The organism is Streptomyces sp. HUAS YS2 (assembly GCF_033343995.1).
GTDB classification, from domain to species: Bacteria; Actinomycetota; Actinomycetes; order Streptomycetales; family Streptomycetaceae; genus Streptomyces; species Streptomyces solicathayae.
Window position 1 is genome coordinate 2,420,181 of record NZ_CP137573.1, and the last position, 21,261, is coordinate 2,441,441.

Consider the following 21,261-nt stretch of genomic DNA (forward strand, 5'->3'; position numbering starts at 1 on the left):
GTGAACCGGCCTTTTGCCGTGCCCGGACGCGGAAGCCCACGGGACGGGCGGACCCGCCGGCCGCGGACCCACCGGAAGCGGACCCGCTAGCCGCGGAACCGCCACCCGTGATCGACCGGCCCGATCCCGGCCCCCAGCGCGAACCCGTCCGCGATGGCGCCGGTCACGTATGCCTTGGCCTCCCGTACCGCCTCGACCACCGGCAGCCCCTTGGCGAGCCCGGAGGCGACCGCGGAGGCGAGCGTGCAGCCCGTCCCGTGGGTGTGCCGATTGTCGTAGCGGGGCGCGTACAGCCAGTGCTCCTCGGTGCCGTCGGTGAGCAGGTCCACGACCTCCGCGAACGCGCCGGGCAGATGTCCGCCCTTGATCAGCGCCCAGCGCGGCCCGTACTCCAGCACCGCCTCGGCGGCCCGCCGCATCCCGGCCTCGTCCTCCACCACCACCCCCGTGAGCTGCGTCACCTCGTCGAGGTTCGGGGTGGCGACGGTGGCGAGGGGCAGCAGCTTCGTCCGCACCGAGTCCAGCGCGGAGGCGGCGAGCAGCGGGTCGCCGTGCTTGGAGACGCCGACCGGGTCGACGACCACGGGCACGCCGGGCGTGCCCGTGAGCAGCTCGGCCACGGTCTCCACGAGCGCGGCCGAGGCCAGCATGCCGGTCTTGACCGCCTGGACGCCGATGTCGTCGACGACGGCCCGGTACTGGGCCCGTACGGCCTCCTCGGGCAGTTCCCAGGCCCCCTGGACGCCCAGCGAGTTCTGGGCGGTGATCGCGGTGATCACGCTCATGCCGTGGACGCCCAGGGCGAGCATGGTCTTGAGGTCGGCCTGGATCCCGGCCCCGCCGCCGGAGTCGGACCCGGCGACGGTGAGCACGAGCGGGGGCCGGGAGGGCTGGGCGGCCTGGGCGGGCTGGGAGGGCAGGGCGTTCACTCCGTCTCCCCGAAGTGGTCCCAGCCGCCCTTCGCGTGCCAGGGCGCCCCGTCCACCGTCACCTGCGGCAGCGCGGACGGGTTCAGCACCTCACCGATCACCTTCCACCGCGCCGGCAGCTTCACGTCCGGCGGGAAGGTGGCCACCATGGCGTGGTCCTCGCCGCCGGTGAGCACCCACTGCAGCGGGTCGACACCCACCGCCTGCCCGATGTCGTTCATCTGCGTGGGGATGTCGATCAGTCCGGCCCGGAGATCGATCCGGACCTTGCTGGCCTCGGCGATGTGCCCGAGATCGGCGATGAGCCCGTCGCTGACGTCGCACATGGCGGTCGCGCCGAGCCCGGCGGCGGCGGGGCCGGCGTGGTACGGGGGTTCGGGCCGACGGTGGGCCTCGACGAAGGCCCTCGGCGACCGGAAGCCCCGCGAGAGCACCGCGTACCCCGCGGCGGACCAGCCGAGCCAGCCGGTGTACGCGACGACGTCGCCGGGCTGCGCGCCGCCGCGCGTGACGGGCTCGTGGTTGCGCAGGTCGCCGAGCGCGGTGATCGACACGGTGATCGTGTCGCCCCGTACGACGTCGCCGCCCACCACCGCCGCGCCCGCGACCTGGCATTCGTCCCGCAGCCCGTCCATCAGCTCGACCGGCCAGGTCACCGGCAGTTCGGCCGGGACGACGAGCCCGAGCAGCAGCGCCGTCGGCACGGCGCCCATCGCGGCGATGTCGGCGAGGTTCTGCGCCGCGGCCTTGCGGCCCACGTCGTACGCCGTCGACCAGTCGCGGCGGAAGTGACGTCCTTCGAGCAGGATGTCCGTGCTGGCCACCACGCGCCGGTCGGGTGCGGAGACGACCGCGGCGTCGTCGCCGGGTCCGATCCGTACCGCCGGGGTGGCGGTGAGCCGGGAGGTGAGCTCCTTGATGAGCCCGAACTCCCCCAACTCGCCGACTGTGCCCTTCACCGCGTCTCACCTCGTGTCGTTGTGCCCGTGTCGGTGCGTGTGCCCGGGTCCGTGCGGGAGCCAGGGTCCGTGCCCGCCCGGCCCGCGCTGCGGTCGCGAGCCGTCACTGCCGTGGGTACCGTCAAGTAGACCGTCAACTTCTGTCCCGCGTACGCCACACCGCGGGCCCCTCCCGGCGCGCGGGTCTCCCCGCAGTGCTCGGCGACGCGGTACCGTGGCGAACCTTTGCATCGGGTTCTGCTCCCCGCAACGATCCTCGTGGCCGCCCTGGAGGTTCCGTGGTACAGGCGTACATCCTCATCCAGACCGAGGTGGGCAAGGCGTCGCTCGTCGCCGCAGCCATCTCCGAGATCCCGGGGGTGATCCAGGCCGAGGACGTGACGGGGCCGTACGACGTGATCGTCCGTGCCCAGGCGGACACGGTCGACGAACTCGGCCGGATGGTGGTGGCCAAGGTCCAGCAGGTGGAGGGGATCACCCGTACCCTGACCTGTCCGATCGTGCATCTGTAGCCCCCGTCTACCCTTGGCCGGTGATGACTTCCCACCGGCCCTTCGGTCTGCCCGCCGCCGCCCTGCTGCTGCTGGCCGTGGTGGGCTGCTCCTCCACGGACGCGGCCGCGCCGGTCCCGGTTCCGAGCCCGCCGGCCGAGGAGGCCGCCTTCTGCCGTGCGCTGCACGAGGAGCTTCCGAAGACCCTGTCGGGGTTCGACCGGAACGATCCGGAACCGGAGTCCGATCTGACCGCCGGGTGGGGGAACGGGGCGATCGTACTGCGCTGCGGGGTCCCCCGGCCCGAAAAGATGAGCGATCCACAGGCGCAGGGCCTGGAGGTCAACGGCGTGGGCTGGATGCTGGAGGTCCGGGACTCGGACGGACCCCGCTTCACCTCGACGTACCGCAAGGCGTACGTCGAGGTGTCGCTGGACGAGCGGTTCGCGCACGACACGGGCCCGCTGACGGGTCTGGCGGGCCCGGTCGCCCGGGCGGTCCCGAAGAGCCTCTGAGGGCTCTCCGGGAGGACCGGCTACGCGGCGCCGGGAAGGTCAGCGCAGGCCGGTGGAGCGGGTCAGCGCGGCCTGGATGAGCCGGTCGACGAGCTCCGGGTAGGAGACGCCGCTCTCCTGCCACATGCGCGGGTACATGGAGATCGGCGTGAAGCCCGGCATGGTGTTGATCTCGTTGATGACGAAGTCGCCGTCCTCGGTGAGGAAGAAGTCGGCGCGGACCAGGCCCTCGCAGGACACGGCCTCGTACGCGGCGACGGCGAGGCGCTGGACCTCGGCGGTGGCCTCGTCGCCGATCGGCGCGGGGACGATCCCGGAGGCCGAGTCGATGTACTTGGCCTCGAAGTCGTAGAAGTCGTGGTCGGTGACCGGCGGGATCTCGGCGGGCACGCTGGCGCGCGGGCCGTCCTCGAACTCCAGGACGCCGCACTCGATCTCGCGGCCGCGCAGCAGCGCCTCGACGATGATCTTCGGGTCGTGCCGGCGGGCCTCCTCGATCGCCTCGTCGAGGCCGGAGAGGTCGTCGACCTTGGTGATGCCCATGGAGGAGCCGCCGCGGGCCGGCTTCACGAAGAGCGGCCAGCCGTGCTCGGCTGCGAACTCGACGATCTTCTTGCGGGCGGCCGCGGGGCTCTGCTCCCACTCGCGCGGCCGGATCACCTCGTACGGGCCGACCGGCAGCCCGAAGGAGACGAACACCCGCTTCATGTACTCCTTGTCCTGGCCGACGGCGGAGGCGAGCACGCCCGCGCCGACGTAGGGGACGCCGGAGAGCTCCAGGAGGCCCTGCAGGGTGCCGTCCTCGCCGTACGGGCCGTGCAGCATCGGGAAGACGACGTCGACCTCGCCGAGCGCCTTCGGGACCGCGCCGGGCTCGGTGAGCACGACCTCGCGGTTGGCCGGGTCGACGGACAGGACGACGCCGCCCTGCTCGGACTCGGCGAGTTCGGCGACGTCGGGCAGCTTGCGGTCGGCGATGGCCATCCGCTCGGGGGCGTCGGCGGTCAGCGCCCAGCGCCCGTCGGTGGTGATGCCGATGGGCAGCACGTCGTACTTGTCCCGGTCGATGGCGCTCAGGACGGCGCCTGCGGTGACGACGGAGATGGCGTGCTCCGAGCTGCGTCCGCCGAAGACGACGGCCACGCGCGGCTTGCGGGGGCTCTGGGTGTTCTCGCTCATATCGCGATGAGCGTACCCTGCGCCCCCGCCGCTGCCGAGGACCCTCCCTGGCGGCTCAGCTGCTCAGCGGCGTTCGGACTTCGCGCTGCGGGACATCAGTTCCTTGAGCGCGACGATCGGAGGCTTGCCCTCGTGGACGATCGAGACGACCGTCTCGGTGATCGGCATGTCGACGCCGTGGCGGCGGGCCAGATCGAGCACGGACTCGCAGGACTTGACGCCCTCGGCGGTCTGCTTGGTGGCCGCGATGGTCTCCTGCAGGGTCATCCCGCGGCCCAGGTTGGTGCCGAAGGTGTTGTTGCGGGAGAGCGGCGAGGAACAGGTGGCCACCAGGTCGCCGAGGCCGGCGAGGCCGGAGAAGGTGAGCGGGTCCGCGCCCATGGCGAGGCCGAGCCGGGTCGTCTCGGCGAGGCCGCGGGTGATCAGCGTGGCCTTGGAGTTGTCCCCGAGTCCCATGCCGTTGGCGATGCCGACGGCGAGCCCGATGACGTTCTTGACCGCGCCGCCGAGCTCGCAGCCGACGACGTCGGTGTTGGTGTACGGGCGGAAGTACGGGGTCATGCAGGCGGCCTGGAACCGTTCGGCGACGGACTCGTCGGCGCAGGCGACGACGGCGGCGGCGGGCTGCCGGGTGGCGATCTCCTTGGCCAGGTTGGGGCCGGTGAGGACGGCCACGCGCTCGGCGGGGACGTCGGCGACCTCCATGATGACCTCGCTCATGCGCTCGGCGGTGCCGAGTTCGACGCCCTTCATCAGGGAGACGAGGACGGTTTCCGGGGCGAGCTTGGGAGCCCACTCGGCGAGGTTGCCGCGCAGGGTCTGCGAGGGGACGGCGAGGACGGTGAAGTCGGCGTCGCGGGCGGCCTCGGCGGGGTCGGTCGTGGCGCGCAGGTTCGCCGGGAGTTCGATGCCGGGCAGGTAGTCCGGGTTGACGCGGGTGGTGTTGATCGCGTCGACGAGCTCGGCGCGCCGGCCCCACAGGACCACCTCGCAGCCGGCGTCGGCGAGGACCATGCCGAAGGCCGTGCCCCACGATCCCGTACCGAAGACAGCCGCCTTGACGGGACGAGTCACTTGCTTCCCTCTCCTGCGGCCCTGCGCCGCTGTTCCATCCGGGCCTGGCGGTGGTCGTACAGCTCCGCGGGCGCCTTCTCGCCGCGGACGTCCTCCAGGAGCGCGGTGATCGAGGCCATGATGACCTCGGTCGCCTCGCGGAGGACCTCGGGCGTCGGCTCCAGGTCGTAGAACCGGGAGAGGTCGACGGGCGGTCCGGCCTGCACGATCAGCGTCTTGCGGGGGAACAGGTTGAACTTGTTCTCCTTGGCGTACGGCGGCATCGCGAGGTTGGCGCCCCACTGGGCGACCGGGATCACGGGGGCCTTGGTGATCAGCGCGACGCGGGCGGCGCCGGTCTTGCCGGCCATCGGCCACATGTCGGGGTCGCGGGTGAGGGTGCCCTCGGGGTAGAAGGCGACGCACTCGCCGCGTTCGACGGCGTCGACGGCGGCGCGGAAGGCGTCCAGCGCGTTGGTGGTCTCGCGGTAGACGGGGATCTGGCCGGTGTTGCGCAGCATCATGCCGACGAACGAGCCCTTGAAGACGCCCGCCTTGGCGAGGAAACGAGGCACCCGGCCGGTGTTGTACTGATAGTGCGCGTAGGAGAGCGGGTCCAGGTACGAGTTGTGGTTCACCGCGGTGATGAAGCCGCCGTCCGTCGGCATGTGTTCCGTTCCGCGCCAGTCCCGGTTGAACAGAAGCACCAGCGGCGGTTTCACGATGACCGCCGCCAGGCGGTACCAGAAGCCGATTCTGCGGCGGGACACTCGGACACCTTCCTGTGGGACTGGCTTGCAGGGGGTCAAGTGTCGCCCCATGCTCCTGGTCTGTCGAGAACACCGTACGCCCCGCCTCCGGGCCCGGCCCTCCGGGTCGCCGGGGCGCCGCGCCACAATGGGCCGCGATGAACACCGATCCGGACGGCGGCTGGTCCCTGGTCGTGCCCCTGAAGCCCCTTGCGCTGGCGAAGAGCAGGCTCGCCGCGGCCGCCGGCGAGCGGCTGCGGCCCCGGCTGGCGCTGGCGTTCGCGCAGGACACGGTGGCGGCGGCGCTGACCTGCCCGCGGGTGCGGGATGTGGTGCTCGTCACGGACGACCCGGTGGCCTCGGTGGCACTGGCCGCGCTCGGTGCGCGGATCGTGCCGGACTCCCCCGGTGCCGGGCTCAACGCGGCGCTGGCGCACGGGGCGCGCGTGGTGCGGAGGGGGCGGCCGGCGGCCCGGGTGGCGACCCTGAACGCGGACCTCCCGGCGCTGCGGCCGGCCGAGCTGGACCGGGTCCTCGCGGCGGCCGAACAATTTCCGCGGGCATTTCTCGCGGACGCCGCCGATATCGGTACGACTTTCCTTTCGGCCGATTCCGGGTTCGAATTGCGCCCCGCTTTCGGGGGTGCTTCGCGCCGCCGGCATTTGTCGTCGGGGGCGGCGGAAATCCGGCTCGTGGGGGTCGATTCGGTCCGCCGGGACGTGGACACCGGGGACGATCTGGCGGCGGCGCTGGCCCTGGGGGTCGGCCCGCGGACGGCCGCCCGCTGGGCGACGGCGAACGGCTAGGCTGCGTTTCATGCAGGCGACCGCGTACACGTACGACTCCGAGCACCACAACGGCAGTGTGCTGCTCGACGACGGCACCCCGGTGGAGTTCGACGCCGCGGCCTTCGAGGCGGGCGGCCTGCGGCTGCTGCGCCCGGGGCAGCGGGTCCGGATCGAGACCGAGGGCGAGGGTGCAGGACTGCGCATCACGCTGGTGACGCTGCAGACGTTCTGAGTAACGGCGCCGACCTGGGCGGACGCGCCGCGGGCCGGGCTCCCGAGAGGGAGCCCGGCCCGGCGCGTGAGTGACCCTGTGCCGCTGTGCCGCTTACTTCCTGGCCGCGGTCTTCTTCGCGGCGGTCTTGCGCGCCGTCGTCTTCTTGGCGGGTGCCTTCTTCGCCACGACCTTCTTCGCCGGGGCGGTCTTCTTGGCCGTGGTCTTCTTGGCCGCGGCGGTGGTCTTCTTCGCCGGGGCGGCCTTCTTGGCCGTGGTCTTCTTGGCGGCCGCGGTGGTCTTCGCGGTGGCCTTCTTGGCGGCGGTGGTCTTCTTCACCGCGGCCTTCTTGGCGACCGTCTTCTTCGCGGCGGCCTTCTTGGCGGCGGTGGTCTTCTTGGCCGCGGCCTTCTTCACGGTGGCGGAAGCGCCGCCGGTCAGGCTGCCCTTGGGGGCCTTCTTGACGGAGACCTCGCCGCCCTTGGGGAGCTTCTTCGAGCCGCTGACCAGGTCCTTGAAGCCCTGGCCCGCGCGGAAGCGGGGAACCGAGGTCTTCTTGACCCGGACGCGCTCACCCGTCTGCGGGTTGCGGGCGTAGCGGGCCGGACGGTCGACCTTCTCGAACGAGCCGAAGCCGGTGACCGAGACCCGGTCTCCGGCGACCACGGCACGCACGATGGCGTCGAGCACGTGGTCGACGGCATCGGCGGCCTGCTGGCGACCGCCCATCTTGTCGGCAATCGCTTCTACGAGCTGCGCCTTGTTCACGTCTTCCCCTTCGGAGACATTGCCAGAACGAAAGTGTTCAAGCTTTTTCGCACGTTAGGCATGTATATACCGCAAATCAAACACGAAACGGTCTAATCACCCTAGTGCCGCAACGCTGTGCAGGTGTTGCGGAGTTCCGGTGGTCAGTCGCCTTCAGGGAATCGGCCCTCGTCGAGGTCCTTCATCAACCGGTCCAGACGCGCTGCCGCGTCCGTGAGATCGTGCTTCGCCGCGGCCGTGACGACCAACAGCTTCCGGGACAGCGCCATCCTTACGCCCTCCGGGACTTGCAGTTCGCGCACTTTCGTGTGCGCTTCCTTCAATCGGGCGGCGACTGCCTCGTAGAGCTCGAGTTGGCTGTCACCTTCCATGCACCGATTGTGCCATCTAGGGCGAGTTGTCGCCCGACGGGGGCTCAACATAGCGCTGCGCCCCCCACCGGGAGGTGGGGGGCGCAGTCGTGGAAAAGCGCTGCTCAGACCGTAATTGTACGGGGCTTGAAGGCCGGTCGACCGGCCTCGTAGGCCGCGATGTCGGCTTCGTTCTGAAGGGTGAGGCTGATGTCGTCCAGGCCGTTCAGGAGACGCCAGCGGGCGTTCTCGTCGAGCTCGAAGTCGGCGTCGATCCCGGCCGCGAGCACCTTGCGGCGCTCCAGGTCGACGGTGATCTCGGCGGTCGGGTCGGCTTCGGTCAGCTCCCAGAGCGCGTCCACGGTCTCCTGCGGCAGGACGACCGTCAGCAGGCCGTTCTTCAGCGAGTTGCCGCGGAAGATGTCGGCGAACCGGGACGAGATCACGGTCTTGAAGCCGTAGTTCTGCAGCGCCCAGACGGCGTGCTCACGGGAGGAGCCGGTGCCGAAGTCGGGGCCGGCGACCAGGACGGTCGCACCCTGCCGCTCGGGGCGGTTGAGGACGAACTCGGAGTCCTTGCGCCAGGCCTCGAACAGGCCGTCCTCGAAGCCGTCGCGGGTGACCTTCTTCAGCCAGTGGGCCGGGATGATCTGGTCGGTGTCGACGTTGCTGCGGCGCAGCGGGACGGCCCGGCCGGTGTGCGTGGTGAAAGCTTCCATGGTTCCTCAGACCCCCGCGGTGGTGGCGACGTCGGACAGATCGGCCGGGGAGGCCAGGTGGCCCAGTACGGCGGTGGCGGCGGCGACCTGGGGCGAGACCAGGTGGGTCCGGCCGCCCTTGCCCTGCCGGCCCTCGAAGTTGCGGTTGGAGGTGGACGCGGAGCGCTCACCGGGGGCCAGTTGGTCGGGGTTCATGCCCAGACACATCGAGCAGCCCGCGTGCCGCCATTCGGCGCCGGCCTCCTTGAAGACCTTGTCCAGGCCCTCCTCGACGGCCTGCAGGGCGACCCGGACCGAGCCGGGGACGACCAGCATGCGGACACCCTCGGCGACCTGGCGGCCCTCCAGCAGGGCGGCGGCGTTGCGCAGGTCCTCGATGCGGCCGTTGGTGCAGGAGCCTACGAAGACGGTGTCGACCTTGATGTCCCGCAGCGGCTGCCCGGCGGTCAACCCCATGTACTCCAGGGCCTTTTCGGCGGCCAGGCGCTCCGAAGCGTCTTCGTACGAAGCCGGGTCGGGGACGTTCGCCGAAAGCGGCGCGCCCTGGCCGGGGTTGGTGCCCCAGGTGACGAACGGCGCCAGCTCGGCGGCCTCGATGACGACCTCGGCGTCGAAGACGGCGTCCTCGTCGGTCTTCAGGGTCTTCCAGTACGCGACGGCGGCGTCCCAGTCCTCGCCCTCGGGGGCGTGGGCGCGGCCCTTCAGGTACGCGAAGGTGGTCTCGTCCGGGGCGATCATGCCCGCGCGGGCGCCGGCCTCGATCGACATGTTGCAGATGGTCATCCGGGCCTCCATCGAGAGCTTCTCGATGGCGGAGCCGCGGTACTCCAGGACGTAGCCCTGGCCGCCGCCGGTGCCGATCTTCGCGATGATCGCGAGGATGACGTCCTTGGCGGTGACGTCCTCGGGCAGCTCGCCGTTGACGGTGATCGCCATGGTCTTCGGCCGGGCCATCGGCAGCGTCTGCGTGGCCAGCACGTGCTCGACCTGGCTGGTGCCGATGCCGAAGGCCAGCGCGCCGAACGCGCCGTGCGTGGAGGTGTGCGAGTCGCCGCAGACCACGGTGGTGCCGGGCTGGGTCAGACCCAGCTGCGGTCCCACCACGTGGACGACGCCCTGCTCGACGTCGCCCAGCGGGTGCAGCCGTACGCCGAACTCGGCGCAGTTCTTCCGCAGGGTCTCCAACTGGGCTCGGGAGACCGGGTCGGCGATCGGCTTGTCGATGTCGAGGGTCGGGGTGTTGTGGTCCTCGGTGGCGATGGTGAGGTCGAGGCGCCGGACCTGGCGGCCGTTCTGGCGCAGACCGTCGAAGGCCTGGGGGCTGGTCACCTCGTGCAGCAGGTGCAGATCGATGAAGAGGAGGTCGGGCTCGCCCTCGGCGCGCCGGACGACGTGGTCGTCCCAGACCTTCTCCGCGAGTGTCCTACCCATCGCTTTCCCTCCGGCCGACGTCTACGCCGGCACAACTAGAGACCCGTTTCGCGGGCCGTTGTGCGGCCGCCTCACCAGGGTGACAAGTTCCCAGGAAAATTGAACTTGCGTTTCACAGAGTGAGACGCGAATATCGTTGCATGGACAACTCTAGCGGCGTGGGCGTTCTCGACAAGGCAGCCCTTGTCCTGAGCGCCCTGGAGTCCGGTCCGGCCACCCTCGCAGGTCTGGTCGCGGCGACGGGACTCGCACGACCCACGGCACACCGACTGGCCGTGGCACTTGAACACCACCGGATGGTGGCCCGTGACATGCAGGGCCGGTTCATCCTCGGACCGCGGCTGGCGGAGCTCGCCGCCGCGGCCGGCGAGGACCGTCTGCTCGCGACCGCCGGGCCGGTGCTGACGCATCTGCGCGACGTCACCGGCGAGAGCGCGCAGCTCTACCGGCGCCAGGGCGACATGCGCATCTGCGTCGCGGCGGCCGAGCGGCTGTCCGGCCTTCGGGACACCGTCCCGGTCGGCTCCACGCTGACGATGAAGGCGGGCTCCTCGGCGCAGATCCTGATGGCCTGGGAGGAGCCCGAGCGGCTGCACCGCGGCCTCCAGGGCGCCCGCTTCACGGCGACGGCCCTGTCGGGCGTACGGCGCCGCGGCTGGGCCCAGTCGATCGGTGAGCGCGAGCCGGGCGTCGCGTCCGTCTCGGCGCCGGTACGGGGCCCCTCGAACCGCGTGGTGGCCGCCGTGTCGGTCTCCGGGCCGATCGAGCGCCTCACCCGCCACCCGGGCCGTATGCACGCCCAGGCGGTCATCGACGCGGCCGCCCGCCTCTCCGAGGCCCTGCGCCGCAACGGCTGACGCTGTTCAGTTCTCCCCCTGTTCGTTCCCGGCCCACCGCTCCAACGCCGCAGCGGTGGGCCGGAGTTGTACGTCCGGAGCCAAACAGCGAAGAAGCCCTCCCCCGAAGGGAAGGGCTTCTTCGTTTGGTACCCCCGACCGGATTCGAACCGGCGCTACCGCCTTGAGAGGGCGGCGTGCTAGGCCGCTACACAACGGGGGCAAGATCTTGACCACGCGACGGAGTCGCATGATGTTACTGCGCTGGCCTACCAGGACTCGAACCTAGACTAACTGAACCAGAATCAGTCGTGCTGCCAATTACACCATAGGCCACTGGTGGTTTAGACCAGTTGGTACCCCCGACCGGATTCGAACCGGCGCTACCGCCTTGAGAGGGCGGCGTGCTAGGCCGCTACACAACGGGGGCCCTAGCGATCCTGCATCGGGTCCACCGGGTGCGACCCAGGTGATCCCGCGGGAAGGATCTGTACCCCCGACCGGATTCGAACCGGCGCTACTGCCTTGAGAGGGCAGCGTGCTAGGCCGCTACACAACGGGGGCTTTGTGGATGAGATCCACGTACGTGCAGATGAGCTCTGCGAGCTGGCCTACCAGGACTCGAACCTAGACTAACTGAACCAGAATCAGTCGTGCTGCCAATTACACCATAGGCCACCAAAACGCGATCCCCGTCGAGGGGGATCTTGTTCGGGTTGTGCTCCGGAGGGTTTCGGCCTTTCGGCTTGCTCCCCTCGGCGCAGGAAGAACATTACCTGAAGGTGTCCGGCGCTCCAAAACGGGTATCCCCGCGCAGCACCGCGGGGAGCTGGTGGAGGTCGGTGATGCGGGTCAGCTCGGGCCGGCCGCCGGCGTCCGCGCGGTCCAGCCAGATGCCGGCGAGCCCCGCGTCGGACGCCCCGCGGGCGTCGATGTCCGGCTGGTCGCCGACGTACGCGACCTGCTCCGGAGGCAGCCGCAGGGCCTCGCAGGCGGCGTGGAAGGCTTCCGCGGCGGGTTTGGCGACCCCCAGCTCGGCGGCGCACAGGACGGCCTCGAACCGGTCCCGTACACCCAGCACGCGGAGCTTGTGGTCCTGGTTGTGGATGCTGGAGTTCGACAGGACGGCGTGACGGTAGTCACCCGCGAGCAGGTCGAGGACCGGCACGGTGTCGGGGAACAGCTCCCAGGCGGCCTCGTAGTGCACGACGTACCGCCGGAACCAGGCGTCCGCCTCGTCCGCGGTCATCCCCGGCTCCCCCAGGAAGTCCCGCACCCGCGCGCGCCGCTGCTCCTGGAAGTCCCCGCCCTCGGCCTCGTACCGCCGCCAGTGCAGCACGGTGAGCTCCTGCCAACGACGAAGGGCCTGGCCGACGGAGCCGAATCCGTCCACCAGGCCCTCGGCCGTGAGGTGATCGCGCATGCCGGTCAGGTCGGCCGTGGCGTAGTCGAAGATCGTGTCGTCGATGTCCCACAGGACCGCGCGGATGGCCATAGGACGACCGTACCCGCCACCCGGTCAGCGCCGCAGGGCCTCCGCCGGCTGGATGCGGGCGGCGCGCCAGGCCGGGTAGAGGCCCGCGCCCAGACCGGTCACCAGACCGATCGCCGTGGCCGCGGCCGCCGTCGCCGGATGGATCACCGGGGTCCAGTCACGGATCACCGCGACCGCCACCACGGTCAGGACGCCCAGGGACGTGCCTACGAGACCGCCCAGGGCGCCGAGGGCGCCCGACTCGGCGAGGAACTGCAGGGTGATGTGGCGTCCACGCGCGCCGAGCGCCCGTCGCGGGCCACCCGGGAACGACGGAACGTCGAAGGGGCGCCGGCCACATGGCCGGCGCCCCTTCGGTTCGTACCGGGTGCCCTTACGCGGCGAGCTTCGCCAGCGCCGCGTCGATGCGGGCCAGGGTCTTCTCCTTGCCCAGGATCTCCAGGGACTCGAAGAGCGGCAGGCCGACGGTGCGGCCGGTGACGGCGACGCGGACCGGGGCCTGGGCCTTGCCGAGCTTCAGGCCGTGCTCCTCGCCGGCGGCCAGGACCGCGTTCTTGAGGGACTCCGGGTCGTTCCAGTCCGCCGCGTCCAGCTTCTCGCGGGCGGTGCGCAGCAGGGCGTCGGAGCCCTCCTTCATGGCCTTCTGCCAGGACGCCTCGTCCTCGACCGGCTCCTGCAGGAAGAGGAAGTCGACGTTGGCCGTGATGTCCGAGAGGACGGTGAGGCGGGTCTGGGCGTACGGGGCGATCCGCTCCCAGGCCGCGCGGTCGAAGTCCTCGGGGGCCCAGTTCGCGTGCGGGGCCTGCAGCCAGGGCTCGCAGGCCTCGGCGAAGGCCTTCACGTCGAGGCGGCGGATGTGGTCCGCGTTGATCGACTCGGCCTTCTTGAGGTCGAAGCGGGCCGGGTTGGCGTTGACGTCCGCGATGTCGAACTTCGCCACCATCTCCTCGATCGAGAAGAGGTCCTGGTCGGCCGAGAAGGACCAGCCCAGGAGGGAGAGGTAGTTCAGCAGGCCCTCGGGCAGGAAGCCGCGCTCGCGGTAGATGTTGAGGGACGCCTGCGGGTCGCGCTTGGAGAGCTTCTTGTTGCCCTCGCCCATCACGTACGGCAGGTGGCCGAAGGACGGGATCTCCTTGGCGACGCCCAGCTCGATCAGCGCCTTGTAGAGCGCGATCTGCCGCGGGGTGGAGGAGAGCAGGTCCTCGCCGCGCAGGACGTGGGTGATCTCCATCAGGGCGTCGTCGACCGGGTTGACCAGGGTGTACAGCGGGGCGCCGTTGGCGCGCACGATGCCGTAGTCCGGGACGTTGTCCGGGGTGAAGGTGAGCTCGCCGCGGACCAGGTCGGTGAAGGTGATCGGCTCGTCGGGCATCTTGAAGCGGACGATCGACTCGCGGCCCTCGGCGCGGTAGCGCTCGATGCGCTCGGCGCTCAGGTTGCGGCAGGTGCCGTCGTAGCCGGAGGGCTTGCCGGCCAGGCGGGCCGCGTCGCGGCGGGCCTCGAGCTCGACCGCGGTGCAGAAGCAGTGGTACGCGTAGCCGCCGGCGAGCAGCTTCTCGGCGACGTCCCGGTAGATGTCCATCCGCTGGGACTGCCGGTACGGGGCGTGCGGGCCGCCGACCTCCGGGCCCTCGTCCCAGTCGAGGCCGAGCCAGCGCAGCGAGTCGAGCAGCTGGTTGTACGACTCCTCGGAGTCGCGGGCCGCGTCGGTGTCCTCGATGCGGAAGACCATGGTGCCCTGGTTGTGCCGGGCCCAGGCCCAGTTGAACAGGGCGGTGCGGACCAGGCCCACGTGGGGGTTGCCGGTCGGCGAGGGACAGAAACGGACGCGGATGTTCGCGTTAGCCACGCTTGATCACCTTGTTGGTGAGAGTGCCGATGCCTTCGATGGTGACGGCGACCTCGTCGCCGACGTTGAGGGGGCCGACCCCGGCGGGGGTGCCGGTGAGGATGACGTCGCCCGGGAGCAGCGTCATGGCCTCGGTGATGTGGACGACCAGGTCCTCGATGGAGCGGATCATGTCGCTCGTCCGACCCAGCTGGCGTTGCTCACCGTTGACCGTGCACTGGATGGTGACGTCGGCGGGGTCGAGGTCGGTCTCCACCCAGGGGCCCAGCGGGCAGGAGGTGTCGAAGCCCTTGGCGCGGGCCCACTGCTTCTCGCGCTTCTGGACGTCGCGGGCGGTGACGTCGTTGGCACAGGTGTAGCCGAAGATGACGTCCTTGACCCGCTCGCGGGGCACCTCGCGGCACATGCGGCCGATGACCACGGCCAGTTCGGCCTCGTGGTGCAGCTCGTCGGAGAAGGAGGGGTACTCGATGGCGTCACCGGAGCCGATCACCGAGGTGGTGGGCTTGAAGAAGGTGATCGGCGCCTCGGGGACCTCGTTGCCGAGTTCGGCGGCGTGCTCCGCGTAGTTGCGGCCGATGGCCACGACCTTGTTGGGGAGCACGGGCGGCAGGAGCCGTACCTTGTCGAGGGGGACCTTCGTCCCGCTGAGCTCGAAGTCGGTGTACGGGATGCCCTTGATGATGTCGAGAACGAGGCCGTCCTGGCCCTCGCCCTCGACGGCGCCGAAGGCGACATTGCCGTCGATGGAGAATCTGGCGATGCGCACGAGTGCTGTCGCCCCTCACTGAAGCTGGCTGGAGTCTGACGCTCCAGGCTAGCGCGGCGAGCGGGACGGCCCGCCGTATTACCCGGCGGGAAGGGGTAGGGCTCGGCGGCGGTTACTCCGCGACGGCGGCGACCGGCGCGTCCATCAGGACGGTGCGGCGCGGGTTCGCGGTCTGGGTGGGGAGTTCGACGGTGTGCTCGGGCTGGGCGCCCCGCTCCAGCAGCTCGGCGTCCTCCAGGTGCGCCAGCGTGGTGCGGCGGGGGTTGGCGGTGGTGCGCAGGAGCATCGTCGTCTTCATCGCGGGCGTCAGACCTCTACAGAGCGGCGGAGTTTGTAAAGCGTCAGGCTAAACACTCGATCCCCTTCGAATGCATGGAAGACGCAACGATCTACGTGTGAGTTTGCTCACCACTCGCAGGGCAATCCGGGCATTACACCCCATTGGTCAAGGCCAATGAAACGGACATTGCGTGCGTGAATCAGTCATTCCGCTCCTGATCATGGCGACTGGGACACTCGGCAACACTCGCCGCTTGGTAAGCAAAAGTCCGATTCCTCCGTGATCATCTTCTACATCGCGTGACATGATGTTCACGCGTTGTCATGCCTTTCGACACCACGGACACGGCTCTTGTTGGAGATCCGGCACTGTGCTGGAATTCCACGCACCGCCGCGGGTTTGAGACCGGCGCGCAGGGGGCGCTGTACAGCGCCGAGCGAGCGGCGGGGAAGGGGGAACTGCGCCGGTCGACGACGACCACCATGGGGTGCACTGTGTGCCCCAAGACGCCGACACCGTCCTGTCCCGTTCACGCGGGGGGACGCCTGGTCCAGAGGTTGCGACGCTAGTGCAGGGACGTTTCAAGAGGGATGGCAGCAGCGCGGCGGAACAGGAGCCGCGCGGCGGGACCGACCGCGGCTCCTCGCCCCAGCACGCTCAGAACCCGGGTCAGGGTCCGGCGGACGAGGGCGACACCGCGGCGCGCGGGAACACCGCCGGCGCTCCGGCGCCCGAACCCAAGAACCGGCCGAAGCCCAAGGGGCCTTCGGAAGCAGGTTCGCGAATAGCCCTGCGCAACTGGAGCATCTCCACGCGCCTGGTCGCGCTGCTCACGCTGCCCGTGGTCGCGGCCACCACCCTGGGCGGGATTCGTATCAACGAGTCCCTCCAGGACATGGAGCAGCTGGAGCACATGCAGCTGCTGACCAAGATGACCAAGGAGGCCACGGACCTCGCCGAGGCCCTCCAGGCCGAGCGCGACCTGTCCGCCGGTCCGCTCTCCAACGGCTCCTCCCCCGACGAGTTCAAGGTCGCGGACCCGCGCAAGAAGACCGACCGCGCCCGGCAGGCCTTCCTCGACGCGACCGGCGACATCGGCGACACCCAGGGCGACGACGCGCTCGAGAGCATCCGCTCCAACGCCAACCAGATCGCCCAGCAGGTCATCGGCCTCGATACGCTGCGGCAGACGGCGTACAAGAAGGGCGAGTCGATCTCGCAGACGGTCGAGGGCTACAGCCAGATCATCGACTCGCTGCTCAGCCTCTCGCAGGACATGGCGCAGGCGACCAGCAACCCGGAGATGATCAAGCGGACCCGGGCCCTGGCCGCGTTCTCGCAGGCCAAGGAGTACGCCTCCATCCAGCAGGCGATCATCGCCGCCGCGCTGCCGCCGACCGACCAGAAGGCCGGCCGCCTGGAGCGGCAGGACCGCCTGTACGCCGAGGCGGCACGGAGGTCCGAGTCCAACGCCCGCACCCGCTTCGCGGCGATCTACGAGTCCATCGGCGGCAACGCCGTCGAGTTCACCTCTTCCCTGGACAGCGGCAACCCGTCGGTCGAGTCCGCGGAGACGTACGCCACCCGCGTGCTGACCTCCGACACCGGTCTGGACACGGCGAACCGTCGCGGCTACCTCGACTTCACCGACGAGTACGGCACCAAGATCCGGGCCATGAGCCAGCTCGAGGCCGCCCTGCTGGACCAGATGGAGGCCAAGGCCCGCGAGCTGAAGCAGGAGTCGCAGCGCGACGCCATCATCAACGGTGCGCTGATCCTGCTCGTCCTCGGTGTCTCCCTCGTCGGCGCCTTCGTCGTGGCCCGGTCCATGATCCGGTCGCTGCGCCGGCTCCAGGACACCGCCACCAAGGTCGCCCAGGAACGTCTGCCCGAGCTCGTCAAGCAGCTCTCCGAGACCGACCCGCAGGACGTCGACACCTCCGTCGAGTCCGTCGGTGTGCACTCCCGGGACGAGATCGGCAAGGTGGCCACGGCCTTCGACGACGTGCACCGCGAGGCGGTCCGCCTCGCCGCCGAGCAGGCCCTCCTCCGGGGCAACGTCAACGCGATGTTCACCAACCTCTCGCGCCGTTCCCAGGGCCTCATCCAGCGTCAGCTCTCGCTCATCTCCGAGCTGGAGTCCCGCGAGGCCGACCCGGACCAGCTGTCCTCGCTGTTCAAGCTCGACCACCTCGCGACCCGCATGCGCCGTAACGGCGAGAACCTCCTCGTCCTCGCGGGCGAGGAGCCCGGCCGCCGCTGGACCCGCCCGGTCCCGCTGGTCGACGTCCTGCGCGCCGCCGCGTCCGAGGTGGAGCAGTACGAGCGCATCGAGCTGGCGGCGGTCCCGGCGACCGAAGTCGCCGGCCGGGTCGTCAACGACCTCGTGCACCTGCTCGCCGAGCTGCTCGAGAACGCCACCTCGTTCTCCTCGCCGCAGACCAAGGTCCGCGTCACCGGCCACGCGCTGCCGGACGGCCGCGTCCTGGTCGAGATCCACGACACCGGCATCGGCCTCTCCCCCGAGGACCTCGCCGCGATCAACGAGCGGCTCGCGTCGCCGCCCACCGTGGACGTCTCGGTCTCGCGCCGCATGGGTCTGTTCGTGGTCGGCCGCCTGTCCCTGCGACACGGCATCCGCATCCAGCTGCGCCCGTCCGACTCGGGCGGCACCACCGCGCTCGTCATGCTCCCCGTGGACGTCGCCCAGGGCGGCAAGAAGCCCGTGCCCAAGGCGGGCGCCGGCGGCCAGGGCCAGATGCCGCAGGCTCCGTCCGCCCCGGGCGGCCGGCTCACCGGCGGTCCCGGCTCGGCCGGCGGCCTCGGCGGGGGCGGCGGCCGGCTCGGCGCGGCCCCCGGCCCGCGTGCCGCACTGCCCGGCCGCGACGGCGCGGCGCGCCCGAACGGTCAGAACCCGCAGAACCCCGGTCAGAACCCGCAGAGCCAGGGCACGGGTCAGCAGGCGCCGCAGAACCCGCAGCGTCAGGGCGCCGGCGCGTCCGGCTTCGGCGGCGGTGCGCAGAGCGCCATCCCGTCGCGTACGGACGTCTGGCAGAGCTCCGGCTCCGGCCAGAACGCCCAGGCCCCGCAGGCTCCCCAGGCCCCGCAGCCGGCCCGCAACGCCTTCCAGCCGCCCGCGGCCGGCAACGCCGAGCAGGCCCGCCCGCAGCAGGGCCAGGGCGACGCGGCCGGGACCGGCCGCCGTCCCGGTCTCCCGCCGGTGGGCGGCCCGCGTGCCGAGCTGCCGGGCGCTGCCCCGCAGGCGCAGCGCCCGCAGACCCCGAGCTGGGGCAACGACCAGGCGTCCGCGCCGCGTCGGCAGCAGTCCCCGCTGGACGCGCCGCGCGGACACGAGGAGCCGGAGGCGACCGGGCCGTACACCCGTTCCGCGGCGCCCCAGGGCCCCGGCTCCACCGGCCAGTTCGCCCGCCCGGACTTCAACCAGCAGCAGCCGCCCCAGCAGCAGTACCAGGGTGGTGCGCAGGACCCGTCGGCCACCGCGCCGTTCGCACGGCCCGACTTCAACCAGCCCCAGCAGCAGCCTCCGGCCCCGCGTCAGCGCGGCCGCGAGGACTCCGGCTTCGCACCGCGTCCTGCCGCCGGCCTGCCCGCCGCGCCGCAGCCCGAGGCACTGCCTCCGGCGCCCGGCGCCGGTGACGGCCGTACGCCGCTGTACGACACGCTGGAGACCAACTGGTTCCACGGTCAGCCCGGCGACGCGGGGCGTCCCGCCGACGTCGAGCAGACGATGCAGACGCCGGTGGTGCCGCAGCAGCCCCAGCAGCAGCAGCCGCAGCGCCCGGCTCCGTCGGCCCCGCGCCGTCCGGCCGCGTCGCCGCAGTCCGCATCGCCGCAGGCGCCCGCTCCGCAGGCGAACGACACCCAGCAGAACGCCACGTGGCGCACCTCCCCGAACGACGAGCTGGTGCGCCAGGCCGAGCGGGTCCGTAAGCCCGCGGCCGGCGGCGTCACCACCTCGGGGCTGCCGCGGCGCGTGCCGCGCGCCAACCTCGTGCCCGGGACCGCGCAGGAGCAGGCCCACACGGCCGGCCCTCAGGTCTCGCGCGCACCCGACGACGTCCGCGGCCGCCTCACCAATCTGCGCCGCGGCATCCAGCAGGGCCGACAGGCGGGCAACTCGACCACGGGTAGCTTCAACATAGGCCCCACTCACCAGCAGGAGCGTGAGTTTTGAGCGCGATGAGCCAGGCTGCACAGAATCTCAACTGGCTGATCACCAATTTCGTGGACAACACCCCCGGGGTGTCCCACACCGTGGTGGTCTCCGCCGACGGACTCCTGCTGGCCATGTCCGAAGGATTTCCGCGTGACCGCGCCGATCAGCTGGCGGCGGTCGCGTCCGGACTGACCTCGCTGACCGCGGGAGCCTCGCGGATCTTCGAGGGCGGTCCCGTCGCCCAGACCGTCGTGGAGATGGAGCGCGGCTTCCTCTTCCTGATGTCGGTCTCGGACGGCTCCTCGCTGGCCGTGCTCGCACACCCCGAATGCGACATCGGCCTCGTGGGCTACGAGATGGCGCTGCTGGTCGACCGGGCCGGCACCGTTCTCACCCCGGATCTCCGTGCGGAGCTCCAGGGCAGCCTGCTCCACTAGTACGCCACGCACACCAGAGCGGTGCGCCCCTCCGCACCGCTCTGCGGCACCACTCACCGTCCGGCCGCCCCAAGGCCCCCCCACCGGCCCCAATAGACGGCAGTAGAACCTTTGCTGTCACGCCCGGAGGATTCATGACCCCGCCCACCGCCTCTCACGATCCGTACGGCGCCTCCCTAGACGAGCCGTACGGACATGAAGGCGACCAGCCGCTGGTGCGTCCGTACGCGATGACCGGCGGCCGGACCCGGCCGCGCTACCAGCTCGCCATCGAGGCGCTGGTCAGCACCACGGCGGACCCGGCGCACCTCGCCAGTCTGCTCCCGGAGCACCAGCGGATCTGCCACCTGTGCCGTGAGGTGAAGTCGGTGGCGGAGGTCTCGGCCCTGCTGTCGATGCCGCTGGGCGTGGCCCGGATCCTCGTGGCCGACCTGGCCGAGGCCGGCATGGTGGCCATCCACCAGCCGGGCAACGGCGAGGCCGGCGGCACGCCGGACGTGACTCTGCTCGAAAGGGTGCTCAGTGGACTTCGGAAGCTCTGACGGCGGGACCGGGACGGCCGGACGCTCGACCACCAGCGCGAAGATCGTGGTGGCGGGCGGCTTCGGCGTGGGCAAGACCACGTTCGTCGGCGCCGTCTCCGAGATCAACCCGCTGCGCACCGAGGCCGTCATGACGTCCGCCTCCGCGGGCATCGACGACCTGACCCACACCGGGGACAAGACCACCACCACCGTGGCCATGGACTTCGGCCGCATCACCCTGGACCAGGACCTGATCCTGTACCTCTTCGGTACGCCCGGTCAGGACCGCTTCTGGTTCATGTGGGACGACCTGGTCCGCGGCGCCATCGGCGCCATCGTCCTCGTCGACACCCGCCGTCTCGCCGACTGCTTCCCCGCCGTCGACTACTTCGAGAACAGCGGCCTGCCGTTCGTCATCGCCCTCAACGGCTTCGAGGGCCACCAGCCCTACCAGCCGGAGGAGGTCCGCGAGGCCCTCCAGATCGGCCCGGACACTCCCATCATCACCACCGACGCCCGCCACCGCGCGGACGCCAAGAGCGCGCTCATCACCCTCGTCGAGCACGCATTGATGGCACGTCTCAAGTAGAAGAGCGCATACGGCAGTTGTCGTAGAGATCTTGGGGGCGGCCTGTGTCCTTTGACACGGTCCGCCCCCGTGTTCATAACGTTTCGACAGAGAATTGGGTCCCTTCGGACACCCGACGCATCCGACCGGTACCACTGCGCTCACATGAGCCCCGCCATTTGAC

Annotated in this window: 22 protein-coding genes, 5 tRNA genes and 1 pseudogene; 9 read left to right on the forward strand and 19 right to left on the reverse strand. The window is 70.7% G+C overall.

All coding sequences use genetic code 11. The features are described 5' to 3' along the window. Positions 1–86: 86 nt before the first annotated feature. A complete protein-coding gene (thiD, locus tag R2D22_RS10815) occupies positions 87–929 on the reverse strand; it encodes a bifunctional hydroxymethylpyrimidine kinase/phosphomethylpyrimidine kinase (protein ID WP_318102880.1) in 843 nt (280 codons plus the stop codon). Then, complete coding sequence (locus R2D22_RS10820; protein ID WP_318102881.1) at positions 926–1,888, reverse strand: thiamine-phosphate kinase; 963 nt, start codon at positions 1,886–1,888, stop codon at positions 926–928. The genes thiD and R2D22_RS10820 overlap by 4 nt, the downstream gene beginning before the upstream one ends. A 278-nt stretch (positions 1,889–2,166) precedes the next feature. On the opposite strand from R2D22_RS10820, the gene R2D22_RS10825 reads away from it, so the two are divergent. Together R2D22_RS10825 and R2D22_RS10830 are read left to right on the forward strand one after the other, a co-directional pair. Further along, positions 2,167–2,400: an Lrp/AsnC family transcriptional regulator gene (locus R2D22_RS10825; protein WP_318102882.1), complete on the forward strand. Its 234-nt coding sequence runs from the start codon at positions 2,167–2,169 to the stop codon at positions 2,398–2,400. Between the two features lie 23 nt (positions 2,401–2,423). Further along, the gene (locus R2D22_RS10830) at positions 2,424–2,894 is read left to right on the forward strand and encodes a DUF3515 domain-containing protein (protein WP_318109697.1); all 471 of its coding nucleotides are present in this window, start codon (positions 2,424–2,426) and stop codon (positions 2,892–2,894) included. A gap of 39 nt (positions 2,895–2,933) precedes the next feature. Here the strand turns inward: R2D22_RS10830 and R2D22_RS10835 are convergent, their stop codons facing one another. The 3 genes from R2D22_RS10835 to R2D22_RS10845 form a co-directional block, all read right to left on the reverse strand. Continuing rightward, entirely contained in the window at positions 2,934–4,073 is a 1,140-nt protein-coding gene (locus tag R2D22_RS10835) for a D-alanine--D-alanine ligase family protein (RefSeq protein ID WP_318102883.1), read from the reverse strand. A 63-nt stretch (positions 4,074–4,136) separates the two neighbouring features. Next, positions 4,137–5,147 (reverse strand): NAD(P)H-dependent glycerol-3-phosphate dehydrogenase, encoded by a 1,011-nt coding sequence (locus R2D22_RS10840; RefSeq protein WP_318102884.1) that lies wholly within the window; start codon positions 5,145–5,147, stop codon positions 4,137–4,139. Then, positions 5,144–5,896: a lysophospholipid acyltransferase family protein gene (locus R2D22_RS10845; protein WP_318102885.1), complete on the reverse strand. Its 753-nt coding sequence runs from the start codon at positions 5,894–5,896 to the stop codon at positions 5,144–5,146. The genes R2D22_RS10840 and R2D22_RS10845 overlap by 4 nt, the downstream gene beginning before the upstream one ends. Positions 5,897–6,033: 137 nt before the next feature. Between R2D22_RS10845 and cofC the strand changes: the two genes are divergently transcribed. After that, positions 6,034–6,681 (forward strand): 2-phospho-L-lactate guanylyltransferase, encoded by a 648-nt coding sequence (gene cofC / locus R2D22_RS10850; RefSeq protein WP_318102886.1) that lies wholly within the window; start codon positions 6,034–6,036, stop codon positions 6,679–6,681. 10 nt (positions 6,682–6,691) lie between these two features. Next, positions 6,692–6,895: a hypothetical protein gene (locus R2D22_RS10855; RefSeq protein ID WP_318102887.1), complete on the forward strand. Its 204-nt coding sequence runs from the start codon at positions 6,692–6,694 to the stop codon at positions 6,893–6,895. 93 nt (positions 6,896–6,988) lie between these two features. Here the strand turns inward: R2D22_RS10855 and R2D22_RS10860 are convergent, their stop codons facing one another. The 4 genes from R2D22_RS10860 to leuC all read right to left on the reverse strand — a co-directional run bounded on the left by R2D22_RS10860 (position 6,989) and on the right by leuC (position 10,142). After that, on the reverse strand, positions 6,989–7,642 hold the full coding sequence (locus tag R2D22_RS10860; protein WP_318102888.1) for an HU family DNA-binding protein: 654 nt from the start codon (positions 7,640–7,642) through the stop codon (positions 6,989–6,991). A 143-nt stretch (positions 7,643–7,785) separates the two neighbouring features. Continuing rightward, positions 7,786–8,013 (reverse strand): SCO5555 family protein, encoded by a 228-nt coding sequence (locus R2D22_RS10865; RefSeq protein WP_318102889.1) that lies wholly within the window; start codon positions 8,011–8,013, stop codon positions 7,786–7,788. Positions 8,014–8,117: 104 nt separating this feature from the next. After that, entirely contained in the window at positions 8,118–8,711 is a 594-nt protein-coding gene (gene leuD, locus R2D22_RS10870) for a 3-isopropylmalate dehydratase small subunit (RefSeq protein WP_318102890.1), read from the reverse strand. A 6-nt stretch (positions 8,712–8,717) separates the two neighbouring features. Next, positions 8,718–10,142, reverse strand: a complete 1,425-nt coding sequence (gene leuC, locus R2D22_RS10875; RefSeq protein ID WP_318102891.1) for a 3-isopropylmalate dehydratase large subunit — start codon at positions 10,140–10,142, stop codon at positions 8,718–8,720. A gap of 140 nt (positions 10,143–10,282) precedes the next feature. Between leuC and ndgR the strand changes: the two genes are divergently transcribed. Next, positions 10,283–10,999, forward strand: a complete 717-nt coding sequence (ndgR, locus tag R2D22_RS10880) for an IclR family transcriptional regulator NdgR (RefSeq protein WP_005311436.1) — start codon at positions 10,283–10,285, stop codon at positions 10,997–10,999. A gap of 126 nt (positions 11,000–11,125) precedes the next feature. On the opposite strand, the gene R2D22_RS10885 is transcribed toward ndgR, so the two are convergent. The 10 genes and pseudogenes from R2D22_RS10885 to R2D22_RS10930 form a co-directional block, all read right to left on the reverse strand. Next, positions 11,126–11,201, reverse strand: a tRNA-Glu gene (locus tag R2D22_RS10885). Between the two features lie 41 nt (positions 11,202–11,242). Beyond that, positions 11,243–11,314 (reverse strand) — tRNA-Gln (locus tag R2D22_RS10890). 18 nt (positions 11,315–11,332) lie between these two features. Further along, positions 11,333–11,408 (reverse strand) — tRNA-Glu (locus tag R2D22_RS10895). A gap of 61 nt (positions 11,409–11,469) precedes the next feature. Then, positions 11,470–11,542: transfer RNA gene (locus R2D22_RS10900), tRNA-Glu, on the reverse strand. A gap of 42 nt (positions 11,543–11,584) precedes the next feature. Next, positions 11,585–11,656: transfer RNA gene (locus R2D22_RS10905), tRNA-Gln, on the reverse strand. Positions 11,657–11,750: 94 nt separating this feature from the next. Further along, entirely contained in the window at positions 11,751–12,473 is a 723-nt protein-coding gene (locus tag R2D22_RS10910) for an HAD family hydrolase (RefSeq protein WP_318102892.1), read from the reverse strand. A 24-nt stretch (positions 12,474–12,497) separates the two neighbouring features. Beyond that, positions 12,498–12,773, reverse strand: a pseudogene (locus R2D22_RS10915) (ABC transporter permease); the annotation flags it as partial. 73 nt (positions 12,774–12,846) lie between these two features. After that, complete coding sequence (gltX, locus tag R2D22_RS10920; RefSeq protein ID WP_318102893.1) at positions 12,847–14,322, reverse strand: glutamate--tRNA ligase; 1,476 nt, start codon at positions 14,320–14,322, stop codon at positions 12,847–12,849. Then, complete coding sequence (locus R2D22_RS10925) at positions 14,315–15,091, reverse strand: fumarylacetoacetate hydrolase family protein (RefSeq protein ID WP_318102894.1); 777 nt, start codon at positions 15,089–15,091, stop codon at positions 14,315–14,317. The genes gltX and R2D22_RS10925 overlap by 8 nt, the downstream gene beginning before the upstream one ends. Positions 15,092–15,203: 112 nt before the next feature. Further along, complete coding sequence (locus R2D22_RS10930) at positions 15,204–15,389, reverse strand: hypothetical protein (RefSeq protein WP_318102895.1); 186 nt, start codon at positions 15,387–15,389, stop codon at positions 15,204–15,206. Positions 15,390–15,939: 550 nt separating this feature from the next. Here R2D22_RS10930 and R2D22_RS10935 point away from each other — a divergent pair. From R2D22_RS10935 to R2D22_RS10950, 4 genes are all read left to right on the forward strand, one after another. Beyond that, entirely contained in the window at positions 15,940–19,566 is a 3,627-nt protein-coding gene (locus tag R2D22_RS10935) for a nitrate- and nitrite sensing domain-containing protein (RefSeq protein WP_318102896.1), read from the forward strand. A gap of 5 nt (positions 19,567–19,571) precedes the next feature. After that, positions 19,572–19,985 carry a roadblock/LC7 domain-containing protein gene (locus tag R2D22_RS10940; protein WP_046905435.1) on the forward strand — a complete coding sequence of 138 codons (414 nt, stop codon included), beginning with the start codon at positions 19,572–19,574 and terminating at the stop codon, positions 19,983–19,985. Positions 19,986–20,119: 134 nt separating this feature from the next. Next, positions 20,120–20,527: a DUF742 domain-containing protein gene (locus R2D22_RS10945; protein ID WP_318102897.1), complete on the forward strand. Its 408-nt coding sequence runs from the start codon at positions 20,120–20,122 to the stop codon at positions 20,525–20,527. Further along, positions 20,508–21,098 carry a GTP-binding protein gene (locus R2D22_RS10950; RefSeq protein ID WP_318102898.1) on the forward strand — a complete coding sequence of 197 codons (591 nt, stop codon included), beginning with the start codon at positions 20,508–20,510 and terminating at the stop codon, positions 21,096–21,098. Before R2D22_RS10945 ends, R2D22_RS10950 begins: the two co-directional genes overlap by 20 nt. The last annotated feature ends 163 nt before the right edge of the window (positions 21,099–21,261 follow it).

Excerpts from the sequence above, each read along its gene's own strand:
- R2D22_RS10830 (WP_318109697.1), top strand. The coding sequence starts at position 2,424 with ATGACTTCCCACCGGCCCTTCGGTCTGCCCGCCGCCGCCCTGCTGCTG.
- R2D22_RS10835 (WP_318102883.1), bottom strand. The coding sequence starts at position 4,073 with ATGAGCGAGAACACCCAGAGCCCCCGCAAGCCGCGCGTGGCCGTCGTC.
- cofC (WP_318102886.1), top strand. The coding sequence starts at position 6,034 with ATGAACACCGATCCGGACGGCGGCTGGTCCCTGGTCGTGCCCCTGAAG.
- R2D22_RS10855 (WP_318102887.1), top strand. The coding sequence starts at position 6,692 with ATGCAGGCGACCGCGTACACGTACGACTCCGAGCACCACAACGGCAGT.
- R2D22_RS10865 (WP_318102889.1), bottom strand. The coding sequence starts at position 8,013 with ATGGAAGGTGACAGCCAACTCGAGCTCTACGAGGCAGTCGCCGCCCGA.
- leuD (WP_318102890.1), bottom strand. The coding sequence starts at position 8,711 with ATGGAAGCTTTCACCACGCACACCGGCCGGGCCGTCCCGCTGCGCCGC.
- leuC (WP_318102891.1), bottom strand. The coding sequence starts at position 10,142 with ATGGGTAGGACACTCGCGGAGAAGGTCTGGGACGACCACGTCGTCCGG.
- ndgR (WP_005311436.1), top strand. The coding sequence starts at position 10,283 with ATGGACAACTCTAGCGGCGTGGGCGTTCTCGACAAGGCAGCCCTTGTC.
- R2D22_RS10910 (WP_318102892.1), bottom strand. The coding sequence starts at position 12,473 with ATGGCCATCCGCGCGGTCCTGTGGGACATCGACGACACGATCTTCGAC.
- R2D22_RS10930 (WP_318102895.1), bottom strand. The coding sequence starts at position 15,389 with ATGAAGACGACGATGCTCCTGCGCACCACCGCCAACCCCCGCCGCACC.
- R2D22_RS10940 (WP_046905435.1), top strand. The coding sequence starts at position 19,572 with ATGAGCCAGGCTGCACAGAATCTCAACTGGCTGATCACCAATTTCGTG.
- R2D22_RS10945 (WP_318102897.1), top strand. The coding sequence starts at position 20,120 with ATGACCCCGCCCACCGCCTCTCACGATCCGTACGGCGCCTCCCTAGAC.